The organism is Microbulbifer agarilyticus, assembly GCF_019800665.1.
Lineage (GTDB): Bacteria > Pseudomonadota > Gammaproteobacteria > Pseudomonadales > Cellvibrionaceae > Microbulbifer > Microbulbifer agarilyticus_C.
This window is the reverse complement of the sequence record NZ_JAHVKO010000003.1, coordinates 532,664-550,241: the sequence shown is the minus strand read 5'-3', so window position 1 is coordinate 550,241 and position 17,578 is coordinate 532,664. Positions and strand designations below refer to the sequence as shown.

Annotated in this window: 13 protein-coding genes; 2 read left to right on the top strand and 11 right to left on the bottom strand. The window is 55.7% G+C overall.

Features of this window, described 5'->3' with window-relative positions; translation table 11 throughout:
* Positions 1-197: 197 nt before the first annotated feature.
* Positions 198-1,781: a glycoside hydrolase family 10 protein gene (locus KUV22_RS08035; RefSeq protein WP_222229998.1), complete on the top strand. Its 1,584-nt coding sequence runs from the start codon at positions 198-200 to the stop codon at positions 1,779-1,781.
* 8 nt (positions 1,782-1,789) lie between these two features.
* On the opposite strand, the gene KUV22_RS08030 is transcribed toward KUV22_RS08035, so the two are convergent.
* From KUV22_RS08030 to KUV22_RS08010, 5 genes are all read right to left on the bottom strand, one after another.
* Positions 1,790-2,923 (bottom strand): AI-2E family transporter, encoded by a 1,134-nt coding sequence (locus KUV22_RS08030; RefSeq protein WP_222229996.1) that lies wholly within the window; start codon positions 2,921-2,923, stop codon positions 1,790-1,792.
* 33 nt (positions 2,924-2,956) lie between these two features.
* Entirely contained in the window at positions 2,957-4,000 is a 1,044-nt protein-coding gene (locus tag KUV22_RS08025; RefSeq protein ID WP_222229994.1) for an NADP-dependent oxidoreductase, read from the bottom strand.
* 68 nt (positions 4,001-4,068) lie between these two features.
* Entirely contained in the window at positions 4,069-4,872 is an 804-nt protein-coding gene (locus KUV22_RS08020) for a hypothetical protein (protein WP_222229992.1), read from the bottom strand.
* A gap of 137 nt (positions 4,873-5,009) precedes the next feature.
* Positions 5,010-5,807, bottom strand: coding sequence for a hypothetical protein (locus tag KUV22_RS08015; protein ID WP_261319266.1), 798 nt, complete (start codon positions 5,805-5,807; stop codon positions 5,010-5,012).
* A 74-nt stretch (positions 5,808-5,881) separates the two neighbouring features.
* Positions 5,882-6,055 (bottom strand): hypothetical protein, encoded by a 174-nt coding sequence (locus KUV22_RS08010; protein ID WP_222229990.1) that lies wholly within the window; start codon positions 6,053-6,055, stop codon positions 5,882-5,884.
* 234 nt (positions 6,056-6,289) lie between these two features.
* On the opposite strand from KUV22_RS08010, the gene KUV22_RS08005 reads away from it, so the two are divergent.
* On the top strand, positions 6,290-8,359 hold the full coding sequence (locus tag KUV22_RS08005; RefSeq protein WP_222229988.1) for an alkyl/aryl-sulfatase: 2,070 nt from the start codon (positions 6,290-6,292) through the stop codon (positions 8,357-8,359).
* 38 nt (positions 8,360-8,397) lie between these two features.
* Here KUV22_RS08005 and KUV22_RS08000 read toward each other — a convergent pair whose 3' ends face one another.
* The 6 genes from KUV22_RS08000 to KUV22_RS07955 form a co-directional block, all read right to left on the bottom strand.
* Complete coding sequence (locus KUV22_RS08000; RefSeq protein ID WP_222229986.1) at positions 8,398-9,543, bottom strand: C45 family autoproteolytic acyltransferase/hydolase; 1,146 nt, start codon at positions 9,541-9,543, stop codon at positions 8,398-8,400.
* A 137-nt stretch (positions 9,544-9,680) separates the two neighbouring features.
* Positions 9,681-11,813, bottom strand: a complete 2,133-nt coding sequence (locus KUV22_RS07995; protein WP_222229984.1) for a family 16 glycosylhydrolase — start codon at positions 11,811-11,813, stop codon at positions 9,681-9,683.
* Between the two features lie 85 nt (positions 11,814-11,898).
* A complete protein-coding gene (locus KUV22_RS17490; RefSeq protein WP_315857519.1) occupies positions 11,899-15,402 on the bottom strand; it encodes a di-heme oxidoredictase family protein in 3,504 nt (1,167 codons plus the stop codon).
* A 325-nt stretch (positions 15,403-15,727) separates the two neighbouring features.
* Positions 15,728-16,438: a hypothetical protein gene (locus tag KUV22_RS07965; RefSeq protein ID WP_222229982.1), complete on the bottom strand. Its 711-nt coding sequence runs from the start codon at positions 16,436-16,438 to the stop codon at positions 15,728-15,730.
* Between the two features lie 93 nt (positions 16,439-16,531).
* Positions 16,532-17,170 (bottom strand): UbiX family flavin prenyltransferase, encoded by a 639-nt coding sequence (locus KUV22_RS07960; protein ID WP_222229980.1) that lies wholly within the window; start codon positions 17,168-17,170, stop codon positions 16,532-16,534.
* A 27-nt stretch (positions 17,171-17,197) separates the two neighbouring features.
* Positions 17,198-17,560 carry a VOC family protein gene (locus KUV22_RS07955; protein ID WP_222229978.1) on the bottom strand — a complete coding sequence of 121 codons (363 nt, stop codon included), beginning with the start codon at positions 17,558-17,560 and terminating at the stop codon, positions 17,198-17,200.
* Between the last annotated feature and the right edge of the window lie 18 nt (positions 17,561-17,578).

The window sequence follows — 17,578 nt, the reverse complement described above, 5'->3', positions numbered from 1 at the left end:
GTATACCCGCACAAATGATAGTGACCTTCTATCGTTTGCGCCGATGTGTGGCTCCGTGGACACCAACCCGCAACCCCACTCACAATTTAGACACCCCCATCTCACATATTGAGACGTCACAGCGGGTCTAGGATACTAGGGCTTAGCCGCATCGGTCGGCCAGAACACTAACAAGATGTAACTCCCATAAGGCAATCATGACGCTACCGAAAAAAATCCCGCTGGCAAAGCTCCTTAACCGCTGGGTCTACCCCGCCGTCATTGCGGTGATGGCGCTGGCACTGTGGCAATACCCGGCCTGGTTTGGCCAGGAAACGCCGAAGCAGGTCGCGATGGAGCAAGAGGAGCAAGAGGAGCTGCCAGACTACGGCAGGGCGCAACGGGAAACGGTGGCGAGAGAATTCCGCGCGGCCTGGGTTGCGACGGTGGCGAATATTGATTGGCCCAGTAGGCCTGGCCTGCCGGTAGAGCAGCAGCAACAGGAGGCCATCTCTTTGCTGGACAAGGTTGCTGCGGCAAACATGAACGCAGTGATTTTTCAGGTCCGCCCGCAGGCCGATGCCCTGTATACCAGCGAGTTGGAGCCCTGGTCTTACTACCTCTCCGGTGAACAGGGCAAAGCCCCAGAGCCCCTCTATGACCCGCTCGCCTTCTGGATAGAACAGGCCCACCAGCGCGGCCTTGAGCTACACGCCTGGGTAAACCCATACCGTGCGCACCACACTCAGGGCGGCCCGGTATCCGAGCATTCCATCGTCAACACAAAGCCGGAGCTGATCGCAAAGCTGGCTAATGGCATGTACTGGATGGAACCCACACGCGAAGAAACCATCGCGCATTCGCTATCGGTCATCACAGACATTGTGCAGCGCTACGATATCGATGGCATTCACTACGATGATTATTTCTACCCCTACCCTTCCTACAACGAAGGGGCGCCCTTCCCCGACAGCGAAAGCTACACCGCCTACCAGCAGCAGGGTGGTCAGCTTGGCGTATCCGACTGGCGCCGGGCAGCGGTGAACCGCTTTGTCAAAGATATCTACAGCGAAGTAAAACGCATCAAGCCCCATGTAAAAGTGGGTATCAGCCCTTTCGGTATCTGGCGCCCCAAATACCCAGAGACCATCGCCGGATTTGACCAGCACGAGCAGCTCTATGCCGATGCCCGCCTCTGGTTGAACGAGGGTTGGCTGGATTACTTCACACCGCAGTTGTACTGGAACATTAACCGCGTGCAACAGAGTTACCCCATGCTGCTGGCCTGGTGGCAGGGTGAGAACCACCAACAGCGCCACCTATGGCCAGGTTTAAGCAGTAATAAAGTGGAAACGAATCGGGGCACCGACGAAATCATCAACCAGATTCTGTTTACCCGTGCACTGCTGCAAGAGCAAACCGGCCAGGTTTTCTGGAACGTGAAAACGGTGAGTGAAAATCCAAAGTTCGCGCAGTTGCTGAAAGATACCGTGTTCTATCACCAGGCACTGGTACCCGCTTCGCCATGGCTGGACAGTGCAGCGCCTTTGCCACCGGAGGTGCGCTATCAGTCAAACACCGACGGGCTGAGTGTCAGCTGGCAACCTCGCGGTGATGAGGCGGCAGCACGCTGGCTGCTTTACTACCAAGCGGGCAACAAGTGGCGCTACAGGATTTTCAACAAAGACATCCTCAGCCATCAATTCAGGCAACAGGATGAGATCACAGCCATTGCGGTTGTCGCGGTGGATCGAAATGGCTTGGAGAGTGAGCGAATTGACCAGCAGATAGTTGGTCGTTAATTCATGATTTAAACGCTACCCGGCTGCTTTCCAGCCGATGGTCCGCCGTCTGTACTGGACTCGACTGAGGACTGTGCAGGAGCGGCGAGAGCGGTCGCGAGCGCTTTGTGAAAGATGTCCCATACGGTAATAAATACGCCGGTGATGACCGGTCCAATGATCAAACCGACTGCGCCGAACATGGCAAGACCGCCAAAAGTGCCGATCAGCACCATCAGGTCGCTCAGTTTGGCTTCGCGACCAACTAACCATGGACGAAGCAGGTTATCCGCCAAACCAACCACGATAGCGCACCAAGCCGCCAGTCCGATTGCGCTAACGGTTTCGCCGGCAAATGCTAAATAGACGACCGCAGGAATCCATATGATGGAGGGGCCGACGGCCGGGATAATCGAGGCGAAGGCCATCACTACGCCCCAAAATGCCGCCGCCTGGATGCCCACGACCGAAAAAGCAATGCCACCCAAGGCACCCTGCACAACCCCGATCACCAATGTCCCCTTTATGGTCGCACGGCTCACGGAGACCACTCTATCGACCAGGCGATTTTGCGCGTCGATCGTCAACCCGGTATAGCGGGCAAGCTGCGCCAGCACGGTCGTCTTCTCCTGCAGAAAAAACACCATTGCATACGCCATGACAAAAAGGTTCAGGAAGAAATGTGCTGTACCTCTAGTGGCCGCAGAAACGATAGACAAAAAGAGTGAAGCCAACCTACTGGCAAGCTCACCCGCCTTCGCTGCGATCTGTGGACCAAGTGCTTCGATTTTTTCCCGAAACGGAACCCAGTCGGGGAGCTGGATTGTCGTCCAGTCCGTGTCCAGCCGCTGAATAAAACCACCAATTCCTGCGACCAAATCGCTGGCTTGGGTTGCGGCGATAAACACGATTGCGAGGGTCGGCACCAACACGCCTATCAATAAGATGATAAGGGTGATGGCAGCGGCAATCCCCTGTCGCCCCCCAACGGCAGCGCTTACTTTTGCCTGAAGGGGCGCCGCCATCGCGCTAAAGATTGCAGCAAGTAAAAGCGCGACAAGAAAGTCTCGAACCATGCCGACGAAAAGCGCAGAAATCGCTAACGTCGCAAGGCCTGTAGCGAACAGTGTTACACGAGCGGGGCTTGCAGAGACGTCGGGCATCGTTAAGCGCTCCTCTGGCACCTGAGGTGCGCTTTAAGCCAACTGATCAGGGCCAACCTCTACCACCAGCTTGCCGAAGTTTTCACCTTGCAGTAAACCAATGAAAGCTTCTACAGCATTTTCAAGGCCCGTCACTTTGTCTTCCCTGTATTTGATTTTCCCCGACATCAACCAGGGCACCATGGCCTGCTGAAATTCGTCATAGCGGTGCCCGTAGTCGTCAAATACGATAAAGCCCTGCATCTTGGCACGCTTCACCAATAGATTACCCATCAGCATCGGCATGCGATCCGGGCCGGCAGGCAACTCGGTTGCATTGTATTGGGCGATCAGTCCACACAGTGGAATACGCGCTTTGGGGTTAATTAAGGGCAGCACCGCATCAAACACCTTGCCACCAACATTTTCATAATACACATCAATGCCGGCCGGACAGGCCTTGGCAAGCTGCTCGTCCAGATCCTCCGCATGGTGATTCAGGCAGGCATCAAAACCCAGTTCATTCACCGCGTAGTCGCACTTCTCCTGGCTACCGGCAATACCTACCACTTTGCAGCCCTGAATTTTCCCAATCTGGCCCACCAGGCTGCCCACCGCGCCCGTCGCTGCAGCAACAACGAGGGTTTCTCCGGCTTTGGGCTGACCGATATCCATCAGGCCCATATACGCGGTTAACCCGGGCATACCCAATACACCCAAACCATAGGATGGGTTGGGCATAGCACTATCCAGTTTGATTACCCCCTCGCCATCCGAGAGGCTGTAGTCTTGCCAGCCGCCAAAGGCCACCACCAGGTCGCCCTTCGTAAAACCGGGATGCTTCGATTCCTCCACTCGGCAGATGCTGCCCCCTACCATCACCTCACCAATCGCAACAGGTTCCGCATAGGACTTCGCATCACTCATGCGCCCGCGCATATAAGGATCGAGCGATAAGTAAATGGTGCGCAGCAGGATTTCTCCGTCACCTGGGGTTGGCACCGCCGCTTCAATAAAGTTGAAATCGTTGGGAGTGGGCGCGCCATGGGGACGGGACGCCAGCGTAATTTGACGATTTATATCGGGACTTTGACTCATATATACCTGCAATCGGATCTTGTGATTTATTGACTCTTGCTGTAACCAAGACGGAAATTACTCGCCACCTAGAACGCCAGTTTGATGCCCGCAAATACGCCGCTGAAGTTGACGTCGGAAAACACACGATTGTTATCGAAGTCCCAGTCCAGGTAACGGTACCCGCCGACAATGTCGAACCGTCGGCACTTGTAGTTCAGCGCCGCCAATGCCTGCCAAGTGAAGTCACTATCGCCAGCGCCGATGTCGGCAACATAGGTCAGGTACCAGCGTGGCGAAATGTCTGATTTACCACGAAGTCCGACAATGCCGTCCCAGAACTTACCGGTATCCGTAATCTTGACGCGTGGGAATGACTCGAGATCGACATCGATTGTGCCATCGAGCCAAAGATAACGAGCCCCCGCCATAACGTTGAGGCGGGAGTGATTGTTTTCGAAAACTCGCACGGCGCCGCCGGTGGTGGAAACAAATCCTTTCAGGTCGATACTCGCCGCCGCCCGCAGTGACATGTCATCCAACACGACCGTTTGGCGAATATCCTCCTCGACATCCAGATAAATAACGTCTGAAAAAAGTGTCCACTGGGCACGGGATGCAGCGACGGTCCCCATCAAGCCAAACTTGAGATCTTCAACCAGTTCATCAAAGCCGATATCAATATCGTCACCGGATGCGGTTTCTCCGCCGACACTCGCCCCCCATAGATACATTTCTACACCAAACAGCCAATGGTCCTCAGGGCCGGCACCAAACACTTCGTAACGTGGGAGCGGGTTTGCGTTGGTTATAGAGGGCGAGCCAATCCCGGCCAAAAGAAGCACGATTGCCAACACGTACCATCCGCTACGCATTTGATGCCGATAGGTCATTGGGTGCCCAGTGAAAACATAAAGTGAGGATCGAATGAATCGGAATAAGACTCCCCCAAAGTTAGACACTCTGCCGCAGCCAAGGATGAATACGGTGTCTTTCCTCAATAGGTGGGGTATATCCGCCGAGCCCGCACTCAGCTTGTGAGGTACTTGAGCCCATCCCGCGGCGCAAATATCCAGCCCTCGCCGGCGGGGGTATCCGCATCCGGGAAGCACAGTGCATCCGGCTCGCAATGGAACAACCAGGCGACGAGTGCACACAACAGCGCATCGCGCTTGTCTTCATGGTCGATACCAAATTCATAGCCGTCCATGTGCCACTCATCCACAGCGGGCTCCGTAGGTCTGCTCCGGTAACCCCTTAGTAGCTTGCGCACCAATGGCGATGGTTTGCACGCGGATGGATAGGCTTCAAACGCAGTGAGTGCAGAGCCACCCTGCCAAACGCCGGCAGTGGTGGTCTCAGGGGCAAAGCGGGCGAGTACATGCATGCCTTTGGTGGCTTGGCTGCCGATCATATCTTTGACGGGAGACAGTGGGCGCAGGCCGTGTCGAAAGAGGAATTGTTCCGTATAGCGAAACAGGTAGGGGTTTGTGGCCGATTCATTTATTGCGCCGGCTGCGGGGCCACCAGTGACCAGCTGTTGGAAGGCTTGGGAGAAGCCAAGCGGGGTATCGATTGCCAGTACGACCGGAGGCAAGTCGCCGGCCGGCTGCGCGTCACAGCAATCGAGTAACGCGCGGCACCACGCTTGGGTGGAACCGGCGTCGTTGATTATGGCTCGCAGGTTACCGCGCCAGGGATGACCGAGGACATTGCGTCTGCGGTCCAGAACAACCAGCGCGTCGCGGCTGTTAGCGTTGTTGTCGCAGTTCCAGCCGCCTACATCCCAGCCGATAAACAGCGTTTCAGAATCCTTATCCGTGTGCATTGCTTCCAGTTCAGGCCAACATTGACACCCTTAGGATAAAGGAAGCAGAGGCAGTGGGCGGCCAAAACCGTGACTTAGCGGCCTTTTTCTTTGCGGATTTCCTCAATGAAATCGACGGTGATCTCTGCGATGCCCCGTTCACGCGCGGCGGCCTCCACTTTCTTCTTTACAGTGCCGCGTACAAACGCCGGGACAAAGTCCATCGACAGTTCCGCGGCCATATCCCACTTGATCTCAGACTCACTCATAACACAGCTCACTTACACATAATTTGTCAGGTTAGGTATATCACCGGGACCGTCTGCTCCGATTGGATGGCGGACACGATTACATCTATCAAGCCATTGCGCGCACGGTGCTGCCATGCGGTTTGTCAAAAACGCCTGCGGAAACCTGCCTGGCGCCGGAATACGGGGGACGGTGTCTATACTCCAGTCACAATTGAACCCCCCACGTACCGCAAGCTACCGGAAGAGCCGCCTGTGCATAATTCACACAATATCCGATGCCCGCTTTTTGTCCTGTTCTTAATTCTCGGCCTCTCGGCGACTTACCCGCTACACGCCGCAGACGACGCACCGAAACACTTCGACCCGCTGGGCAAGCCGCCGTCAGAACACACGCTCAAGGTGATTGCCGAAGACAGCGCCAACCTGCCGTTCGACGACAAGCGCGACTTTGACGAAGCCAATAAAGGGTTTATCGCCAAGCCGGACAACTGGAAGGTAACTGGCCCGGAAGGCAATGTGGTGTGGGACCTCGACCGCTACGACTTCTTCCGCAGTGACAAGGATTTCCCGAGCATCCATCCATCGCTACAGCGGGTATCCCGATTGAATATGAAGGTCGGACTGTTCGAGGTGATTCCCGGTTTCTACCAGGTGCGCGGCTTCGACCTTGCCAATATCACCTTCGTGCGCGGTAAGACTGGCTGGATCGTATTGGACCCGCTAACGGCACCGGAGGTGGCGGCCGCAGCAAAGGCACTGGTGGATGCGGAGCTGGGAGAACGCCCGATCGTCGCGGTGGTGTATTCCCACTCCCACGTTGACCACTGGGGCGGCGTGCGCGGTATCGTCGATGAGAAAGACGTGGAAGCCGGCAAGGTGAAGATCATTGCACCACGTGGCTTTATGGAACACGCGGTGTCGGAAAATGTTTTCGCCGGCAACGCCATGAACCGACGGGTGCAGTATCAGTACGGCACCCAACTCCCCGCCAGCCCGTTTGGCCACGCCGGCCAGGGCCTTAATATGAACGTCGCCAATGGCGCGACCGGCCTGATCCAACCCACCACGATCATCGAAGACGACTTTGAAACGCTGACGGTGGACGGCGTGGAAATGGAGTTCATGAACACGCCGGGCGGCGAAGCGCCCTCGCAAGCGCATATCTGGTTCCCCAAGGACAAAGTCTACTGGACCGGGGAAGACGTCACCGGTGTTTTCCACAATGTGTACACCCTGCGCGGCGCGCTGGTGCGCGACCCGCACGTATGGTCGCAACATATCAACCGCGCGCTGTACCGCTATGGGCGCAATGCCGATGTGATGATGGCCTCTCACCACTGGCCACGCTGGGGTAATGAGCGCGTACAGGAAGTGCTGCGTGGGCAACGCGACCTCTACGCCAACATGAACAACTACTCGCTGTTCCACGCAAACCAGGGCGTTACCATTAACCAAATTCACAATGTGTTTGAAACTCCCGAGGGAATCGCCAAGCAGTGGTACAACCGCGGCTATCACGGTTCACCAGAGCACAACAGCCGCGCAGTGATTAATCGCTACCTGGGTTACTGGGACGGCAACCCCGCCACCCTGATTCCACTGTCGCCCGCAGACTCCGCTCCACTCTATGTGAAGATGATGGGCGGCTCGGACAAAATTCTGCGCGAGGGTCAAAAGCTGCACGACGCGGGCGACTACTTCCTTGCACAGGAAATTCTCGACAAGCTGGTACAGGCAGAACCCAACAATCGCGATGCGCGACTACTACTGGCCGATGTATGGGAGCAAATTGGTTACCAGCAGGAGAACCCCGGCCTGCGCAACAGCTTTTTGCAGGGCGCTTATGAACTGCGCAACGGTTTGCCCAAGGGTGCTCCGCCCAGCACCAGCAGCCCCGACGTTATTCGTGCGATGACTACCGGGCAGTTTCTGGATTTTCTTGGCGTGCGTCTTGACCCAGGAAAAGTGGAAGATCTCGGCTTCCGCATGACCCTGATAACACCGGATAACGATGAGAAGTATGCGATTGAATTGTCCGACGGCACGCTGACCAACATCGAGGGCTTCGAAGTTGATGACCCAGACCTGACCTTGCGTATCAATCGCTCCGACCTCGAGCAGGTCATGATGGGCAAGAAGACGCTGAAAGCGGCGATTGAAGATGGCACGGCCAAGGCGGATGGCAATGTACAACTGCTGTATCAGCTCGGCCAGGCTCTGGTCACCTTCACGCCGAATTTCCCAATGATTCCCAGTGCCGAAACCGTGCCGGAGCGGGAGCAAAATCCCTACGAGGCAGTGATCGAATTGCCCGGGGAGTAACCCTATCTAAACACAGTCATCGCTCCGACCTGAAACGCTCAATTCCATAGTTGCTTCAGGTCGATGGCGGTCCAATCGCTGAAGTAATCGGGCACTGGCACCTTCAGCCACAGGGTGCGCTGGGCAACATCGGTGACCATTTGGTGGGTGGTTAAATCCGCATCCTGCTTGATGGGCTTGGTTGATCCGCCATTGTTCGCGAAAGTGCCATCGTCATTGAACAGGCGCAGGTCCATGAGTTCGCGCACCTTGTCCGCGTCTACCGCGCCGGCATTCTCTTTCAGGCGTTCGGTCATATTCGCAAAACGGCGCAGGGAATTACTCACCGTCTCGCGCTTACCCAGCCCCCAGTGCTCCCCCATAAAGGAATTCACCACCACCAGCGAATGATCGTCGGGTGAGCGCAGACGGTTGCCACCGAGAGAAGAGCACTCCATAGACGCGCCGCGGTGCTCATCGCCGATCGACAGGATCATGGAGGTGCTGGTCAGGATGCCGTTTAGCCGCGTGATAAGACTAGACAGTGTGTGCGCCTCACTCATTATGTCCGTCAACTCGTTGAGGATTGAAGGCCGCTCCACATAAACCACAGATCCGCCCATACTCGTGCCATCGTGCACATCCAGATATACGCCATGTTCGTTAATCACGGTAAACGGGCAATACATGCCGGGCCAGCCGAACGCGGCAAAGCGATAAGAGCCGTCGGTGGGTTTGCGTACGGTCAACACCTGTGGAAACTCATTGAAGGTTTCGCTCCAGTCCATGTTGCGCCCGATAACCATATTCCCATTGGCGGAGTGCTTGCCCCAGGACAGGATCGAGGTGCAACCGGCGAAGGAATGGCACTTGGACTGGAAGATGCCATATTCCATCACCTGATCGAGCATACAGACATTCTCTGTCGGCCAGGATGAACCTTGCGCAACGCCGTCGTACCACTGGCGGTTACGTGTTGAACAGGAGATATAGGCCCGGCGTGCCCAGCGCTGCATTTCCTCTTGCGTGAGCATTCCGGAATCCAGCTGGGGCTTTACCAGCACGTCCCAGGTTTTTTGCATGGCGTCGATCATCAGGGCGCCATATTGCACTCCCATGTCATGGGCGTCGCCAGAGAGAACCGGAATCAGAAAGTCGTTTTTCTCGTACAACTTTCCCGCGCCAGATTGATTCAGAAGATTCACTATGAGACCTTTAATTACTGGGGAATATTCAGTAATTCTAGTTCAGGCTCGATCGGCTCACGATGCTCCCTAGAGGCGAAATTCAAAAACTAAAAAACCCGGCCAAGGCCGGGTTTTTTAGTAGAACTCTGTGTCTGTTACTGACAGACGTTAACACTTGATGCGGGATCAAATGCCAGAGTACCGCTTACATCACTGACACAGAAGTTAACGGTAACACCACCTTTTGCGGTGCCTGATGTCACCAGTGTCGCCACACCGTTCGCATCGGTAACAGCAGAAGCGGATTCGCTCCAGGTGCCACTAAAGTCACCGGTAACGGTCGCACCAGAAACCGGATTGCCCAAGTCGTCGAGCACGGTCACTGTCGCGGTACCGGATTTTGCACCGCGGCCGGCATCCTGGGTTCCGGTTACCACGGAACTCACCACCAGACTGGTCGCTTCGCCACCGGACGAACCATCACTCACACTGACAACCTTGCTCGCGGTATCGCTCGCGCCCTGATCATCGGTGACGGTGAGGGTTACGGTGTAGCTACCGGCCGCCGCATAGCTGTTGCTTGCGGTTACACCAATATCGCTATTGCCGTCGCCGAAGTCCCAGCTGTAGCCGGCAATACTGCCGTCACTGTCGCTACTTGCGGAGGCGTCAAACGTACACGCGAGATCGGTGCAACTTTCAGAGAATACTGCGACCGGCGCGTTGTTACCCGGAGGAGTCGTACCGCCCTCCCCAAGGATCACAATGTTATCCAACACATAGGTGTCGCTGGTAAAGTTGCCCGGGTCCACCATCACCAATAATGCATTTACATCAGCGTCCGTGGTGGCGCCATCGATACGGTCTGCCATTTGCAGGCGTAGGGTCTGCCAGCCATTGGCGTGCTCAATATAGGCGCGATAGCCACTGTGACGGCCGCTAGGATAGTTACTCGGGGTAGCAACGTTACTATTTTCCAGCTGAATAAGAATCTCTTTGCCGACCATTGCGGTATCGGTGTTATTCACATCCAGCTGGAAGGCTTTGTCGCCCAGGGTAAAGGGACCGGCATCGGGGATGGCCGAAGTCGCGTGAGCAAGTACATCCCACTGAGACCCCGCGTCGCGGGTGTAAGTGAGCACACCGTTATCCGCACTATAAGTACCGCTGGCAGAGCTTACGGACATCTGGCTGTTGCCGTCGTAGTCTTCCAGTACGGTTTCGGTGCTCAGATTTTTACCGACGTAGATGCCGGTGGAAACCTCACAACCACCGCTATTAACGGTAAGTGTCTGCGTAGTTGCCGCACTCGCCTCATCCCAGGTCACCTGAATACTGGAACCGGAACCAGAAATGGTACCGCCGGTCACCGACCAGGTTGGGCTGCCGGATCCATTCAGTACGCTATAGGTTTCGGTACTGCCCGGCAGCGGCAAGTGATTGCCGCTCAGTGCCGGCTGGCTGCCCGGATAAACGCGTACATAGTCGACATTCAGCTGCTGCGGCATTACGGAATCATCCACCTCACCGCCCCAGGAACCACCGACGGCGAGGTTCAGCAGAAAGTGGAACTTGTTCCGGCCATCAAACGGCCAGTCTTCCGGAGAGACATCCGCCGGGGTTTTTACCGAGTACAGAAGGTTATCCACATACCAGCGTATTTCGTGGGATTCCCATTCAATGGCATAGGTGTGGTAATCGTCCGACCACTTACCGGGCTGCATCATAATGCCGTTGCCCTGATGGGAATTATCCGGCCACGGCTGCCCGTAGTGGATGGTGCCGTAGGCGAAATTTGCGCTTTGGCCGACGGATTCAAAAATGTCGATCTCACCACTCATGGGCCACCCGTTTACCGGGTCGGTAGGCAACATCCAGAAGGCCGGCCACATGCCCTGGCCATCGGGGAATTTCATGCGCGCTTCAAAGCGCCCAAATGCCCATTCACCAGAGCCCGGCATATTCGCAGTGCGGATACGCGCAGAGGTGTATTGCGAGCCGCGAATACGCTCCTTGCGCGCTTCAATGGTCATAACACCATTGTTCAGGGTGATATTTTCGGCCTGATAGCTTTGCAGCTCACTGTTACCCCAGCCACAAATCCCGTAGCTACAGCCATCACCGATCATGATGTCCCAGGCGTTGGTGTCGAGGCTGGCCTGATCAAAATTATCTTCAAAAATCGGCGTTTGACACTGTTGCGCATAAGCGCCACTGGATATGGCACCGATTGCGGAACTGAGCACGAGGGTTTTAAAGGTACGACGCATTATTTTGGTTTTATGCATTGTTATCTCTTCCTGGATATTTTTTTGGTTTTTGAAAACCCCGAAGCCGCAGAGGGCTTCGGGCTCTCTCAACATCTAGCCTGGATTACAAACTATTGAGGAAGTGGAGCAGCGCCTGACGATCGGTATCGCTCAGGGCCTGATAGGCATCATTGGAGTCTTGCGATTCACCGCCGTGCCAGCGAATTGCTTCATCCACGGTGCGCGCGCGACCATCGTGCAGATAGGCATGATGTGGCGTACAGATTTCATCGCCCTCGGCGCCGGTTGGGTTGGTTACACCGCCGGTAACACACGCGGCCAGTCCAAGCCCCCACAGCGGAGTGGTACGCCATTCGCTGCCAGACGCCTGACCATCGCCGAGGCTATCGGCCAGACCCGGCCCCATATCGTGCAGCAACATGTCGCTGTATGGGTGGATGGTCTGGTTGCGCACTTCGGCGAGCGGGTGGAATTCGCTGGTCTGGAATGACTCGGTATGACAGCCGGTACAGCCAATGCGGCGGAACACATCGCGCCCCTGCAGTACGGTGGTGTCTTCCACACCGGCTTTCCAAACCCGCTGCGGGCGCACACCCAGGGTGGACAGGTAGGTAACCAGCTTGTCCAGATTTTCTTCCGGCATCAGCGGACTATTCTGGCCGCAGTTGGCCTGTGCGGAACCGCAATCCGGATCTGGCATTACGCTGGTGCGTACCCCCATGTCGGTATTCAGGGCTGCTGCCGCCTGGTGACGCACGCTGGCCGCCGTTGCTTTCCAGCCGAACCGGCCAATGCGTGTCAGGCTCGGATTTTCCGGGTCGAGTACGCGGTTGGCGCGACCGGAAATACCATCGCCATCTGCATCATTGGCATCCTCAAGGGCAAGAATCGACGCTTCAGGAATTGCCTCCAACAGACCGAGACCTACCAGACGCGGAGCAATACGCGCGGAGAAGGTTTCCGGAGTACCACCGGTGAACTGATAATTTGGCGTGCGCAGGCCCTCTGGTGTTTCGGTCCAGGAAGCAATCGACACGTCGCCTTCACCACCCGATCCGTTCGGCTGCAATACGCCGCCGCGGTCGGCGGTAGGCGCACCAGTGGCGTCACCAATCTTAAATACCCAGCGGTCCAGCAGTTCACCATCCGTAGCAACCGGTGCACCGCCATTGCGCTCGTGACAGTCGGAGCAGCGCTCGTTGATGTAGCGTGTTCCGGTCAGCCCCACGTTGGATTCGAGTACCCCGTTCTCCGGATCTTCATCGTGCATACCGTCGATAAAGGAAGAGTGGTGTACGCGGCGCCCCTCGAGGAACTTCTGCGCATTGTCATAGCCAAGGTTGGTGGCCATCTGCATGAAATGGTCGTTCGGCTCGTTGGTGTATTGATAGTGCATACTGGTTTTGCCGCCCAACCAGTATTCCTCCGGAATCTTGGCACTGTCTTCGCGGAACTGACTGACGCCGGGAGCCTCCGCAAACCAGGGCACGATGCCTTCGCCTACAACGTACAGGAATGTGGTGCCGTAATAGTTTGTCTGACCGCGCGGAATACTCGGATCACTGAACTGGCTGATCTCAAATTCCATGCGGTCGCCTACCTGTATTTCGCGTCCCAGACGATTGTTGAAATTGCTGGTCTTACGGTAGTAGTAGAACTCGCCATCGGTACCCAGGTAATCCATCATCACGTTACTTGCATAGGAAGCAACGGTGGTGAAGCCGGTGTACCACCAGCGGTTTTCCGCCTGGTTTGGATCGAGGGGGAACACAGTGCGCACATTCATCGTTACGGTGTCACCGCCTTTGGCAACTTCGTCGATGATCTCAATGCTGCTGGAGCGGTGCTCAAAGTAGAACTTGATGAAGTGATCGTAGGATTGGAACTCATCTTCCCGGGCATGACGCGTACGCGGACGATCGGAGAAGCGCGTAACCAATGCGGTAGCCGTTTCATACTGGGTATCGGGCTCGAGCACCGTGGCATTATCGAAGAGCCGGGTTACCGCGCCGAGCACGCCGTAGGGCACCGTCCACCACACACCGCCGGCACCATCGCCATTGGTATCACCAGCGACATTGTCACCGGCGTAGAAATACAGCGGGCGGCCTTCATAGGCAGCCTGGTAGCTACCATCCGCACGTTGAATGGTGCTCAGGTTTACCACACCGGTAGCAAAGCCATCGGTTACCAGAACCGGTGGCCAGTTAGTGGCACAGCCATCGTTACACTGGCTGGTGCCGGGCACATTCAGGTCACTGTCAAACACGTACAGGGTGTAGCCAGGCTGGGCACTATCGGCACCGCCCACCAACATGGTATTTGCGAAGGACACCTCAACCTGTCCACTGGGTAACGGGCAACCTGTAGCGTCTACCGGTGTGCCTGCCGCGGTGCCGGGACACAAGTCCTGCGCATCTTCAACACCATCACCATCGGCGTCGCCCGCCGCAAGTTCACAGCCATTCGCATCCACTTGCGTGCCAGCCGGGGTGCCGGGGCACAGGTCGCTGCCATCGGCAACACCATCGCCATCACTGTCGACAATTACTTCGCAACCGTTTGCGTCGACGGTTGCACCGGGCGGTGTGGCCGGGCACTGGTCCTGACCGTTAACGACACCATCGCCATCACTGTCCGCACTCGGGTCACCACCACCGAACACATGGGTAACCGGCGAGGTGGATTTCGCTCCGGGCAGTGCGTCATCCCAATAGGTGAAGTAGTAGGTGATCTCGTCGCCGTTCGCGAGGCCGGTGACGGTGTAGGTATTACGATTGTTCGCTTGCGTCATGCGCACATTTTGCTGGCCGCCGCCGTTTACGCTGTAGTGTGCATCGGCCCACGAGGAGCTGTTTACGAACAACTGGACACTGTCCACACCGGTTTCCGTCAAACCGTATTCGCCACTCGACACTGGGCAACCGTTCGCATCAACCGTGGTGCCGGCGGGAGTACCCGGGCACTGGTCGAGAGCGTCGCTCACGCCATCGTTGTCGCTGTCGCCGCCACCAGTGGTCACAGGGCAGCCGACCGCATCGACCGTGGTACCCGCAGGCGTAGCCGCGCACTGATCAACAAGGTCCGGTATACCGTCGCCATCACTGTCGGCATCGGGAACCAGTTCAAACCAGTTCACATTGAAATTGCCGGCATCGACATCCATGCGGAATGTCTTGCGCCCCCGGCTGGATAGATCAATAGAACCGACATAGCGGGTTTCAAAGGTCTGCCAGCCGCCGGTGGACGGCACTGTATCGGAGCCAATGGAAACGCCATCCAGAGACAGGCTGAATGCACCTCCACCAGTATTGGAAGCTACGCGGGCAAATACCGAGTAAAAGCCGGGTTTGGGTCTGAGGGTGTACTCCAGCCACTCACCAGTTTCGGTCCAGGCAATATTGCGGCCGCCGCCATCGTCGGTCGTTGTTTCAATGTCAACGTCGTCACCATTGCCTGCGCCGCCGTTGTCACCAGGATCGGAATCGTAATATGCGTCATAGTCTTCAGCCTCGACATGGATTAGAGACTGAGCATGGGCTTGCCCGGCCACAGCCGAGCAAATCAACAGTGAAGCCACTGTCGACAAGAGGGGGGAACGTATCATCGCGTTGGTCCACTCGTTATTGTTTTGTTTGAGCTTGGGACTACTCGAGAATGACATTGCCAGAAATGACTGTCAGCTTGCGTCCCAGTTGGAGCAAGCCTGGAAAAGTGGGCGCCTGGGTCGAAAGTGGGAAGTGGGCACTGTCTGCAGTGCAGAGAGATATTCTCCCTACCAACAGATACTTAGAGGTGACAAGCCTCTAGCAGCAACTTATTCATGCGGAGAGAAAAAACGGACAGCCAGGTTTGAAAAAGAAAAGATGCGCGTGAAAAGTAATCTTAAAAGAGATCACAAACTTAGATAACAGTGCGGAAATAATACTCAATTAATTAAAAAACAGCGTTACGCCGACGAAGGGCCCGCTAGCATCCAGCTCCTTTACCGGCCCGCCGCTATCACCTAAATTGTAACGAATGTAACGCCAACCGCCGCTCATACTGAAACACCTGAAGCGATATGCAATACCGAGTGCTGCCTGCCCCAGTGAGTCCGACTCGCCAGATCCGATATCGGCGAAATACGGTGCATACCAACGATCATTGAAAAAATATCGACCGCGTACGCCGACAATCGCATCCCAATTTCGAAAGGACACAGAGGTAGTGGTTGCTACCGGAGGCGGCCCCTCTTCTGTCGTCCACGTATCATTATCGATCCACAGGTAGCGCGCGCCGAGGTAAAGATCGGTATGCGTGGACATATCATCAGTGGCGGAACCGTGAACCCGGTAACCAATACTGGGCGTGCCCAAAAACCCCTGAAGACTGACCTTGTCGCGAATCACGCCCGGTTCAAGCTGGACTTTATCCGAGTTGGATATATCGAAGTAATAAAGATCCGCAGTAAGCGACCACTTACCCTTCATCGCGCGTAAACGTGACTGATACACCAGGTCGAGGTCCGAAATAACATCACCGCGACTGATCGTGGTTTTGGTTCCATCCTGGGTTTCCACCTCGAGGGTGGGCACATTGGCGTAGAGGGTTACATCGTAGCGCCAATCGGATTCTGCATTTATCCCGCCCGAAAACGACACGCATAAAATGACAACCAGACACCACTGAACGCATTGAATATATTGGCAGGTATAGAACTTAGACATTTTCATACCATTCGATCACACGGCCGTCTACGAAGTCGCCTGATCCGGATCGGCAACCAAAACTTCTGGCGCTTTCTCCCTGTCGACAGACTGCGATGAAGATGAAGTTCCGTGCCAGCGCTTTACTCCGGAATATTCGATATCGAATAAGTCCAGTACCCGGCCAACGCTGTGATTAACAATGTCGTCGATGGTTTTGGGATGGTTGTAGAAGGCAGGCATTGGCGGCGCAATCAGAGCACCCAACATGGATACCTCATAAAGAAGCTTGCAGTGACCGGTGTGCAAGGGAACTTCACGTGGCATAAGCACAAGCCGGCGACTCTCCTTCAGCACGACATCTGCTGCGCGCGACATCAGGCTTTCAGCAGACGAGTGTGCAATCGCAGATAGCGTCTTGATGGAACATGGAGCAATGATCATCCCATCGGTTTTAAACGAACCACTGGAAATACTCGCTGCCTGATTACTATGACTGTGCACCTCGTCCGCGAGACTTTCTACATACTTTGCCGAAAGCTCTGTTTCAATCTCGATATTGAGCCTCGCATAGCGACTCATAATCAGGTGCGTTTCTACATCAGGAATATCACGCAGCATTTCGAGCAGGCGAATACCGTAAATAACACCACTGGCACCCGAAAGCCCAATAATGAGTCGTTTCATACTTCTACTCCTTGTACCTATTTGCTCTCACGTCCACTGGAGGAAGGTGACAGCGACGCCATCCGGATCATTGAGACGAAATAGACGAGCGCCCCAAGATGTATCTTCTACTGCCGGAGGCTTATTGCCCCTTTCTCTCAGTTGCGTGTGGGAGTCATCGATATCCGACACTTCCACCACCACATGCACGCTATTGCGTGAGGGCCCAAGATTCATCGGCTCTGGCACACGCTGATTGTCTAATATCTCCAGCTGCATACCACCCAGATCAAAGCGTCGCCCTCGGCCCCGTGCACGGTCCCATTGATCGACAACCGGCAAGCCGAGCATCTCCTCATAAAATTCGGCAACAGCCTCAAACTGATTGGTCGCCAGTGCAATAAAGCTCAAGTACAACCTCCGAATTTG

What these genes read in the sequence shown, in the direction of transcription:
- KUV22_RS08030 (WP_222229996.1), bottom strand. Translation starts at nt 2,923, where the DNA reads ATGCCCGACGTCTCTGCAAGCCCCGCTCGTGTAACACTGTTCGCTACA.
- KUV22_RS08015 (WP_261319266.1), bottom strand. Translation starts at nt 5,807, where the DNA reads ATGCACACGGATAAGGATTCTGAAACGCTGTTTATCGGCTGGGATGTA.
- KUV22_RS08020 (WP_222229992.1), bottom strand. Translation starts at nt 4,872, where the DNA reads ATGACCTATCGGCATCAAATGCGTAGCGGATGGTACGTGTTGGCAATC.
- KUV22_RS17490 (WP_315857519.1), bottom strand. Translation starts at nt 15,402, where the DNA reads ATGATACGTTCCCCCCTCTTGTCGACAGTGGCTTCACTGTTGATTTGC.
- KUV22_RS08025 (WP_222229994.1), bottom strand. Translation starts at nt 4,000, where the DNA reads ATGAGTCAAAGTCCCGATATAAATCGTCAAATTACGCTGGCGTCCCGT.
- KUV22_RS07995 (WP_222229984.1), bottom strand. Translation starts at nt 11,813, where the DNA reads ATGCATAAAACCAAAATAATGCGTCGTACCTTTAAAACCCTCGTGCTC.
- KUV22_RS08010 (WP_222229990.1), bottom strand. Translation starts at nt 6,055, where the DNA reads ATGAGTGAGTCTGAGATCAAGTGGGATATGGCCGCGGAACTGTCGATG.
- KUV22_RS07960 (WP_222229980.1), bottom strand. Translation starts at nt 17,170, where the DNA reads ATGAAACGACTCATTATTGGGCTTTCGGGTGCCAGTGGTGTTATTTAC.
- KUV22_RS08035 (WP_222229998.1), top strand. Translation starts at nt 198, where the DNA reads ATGACGCTACCGAAAAAAATCCCGCTGGCAAAGCTCCTTAACCGCTGG.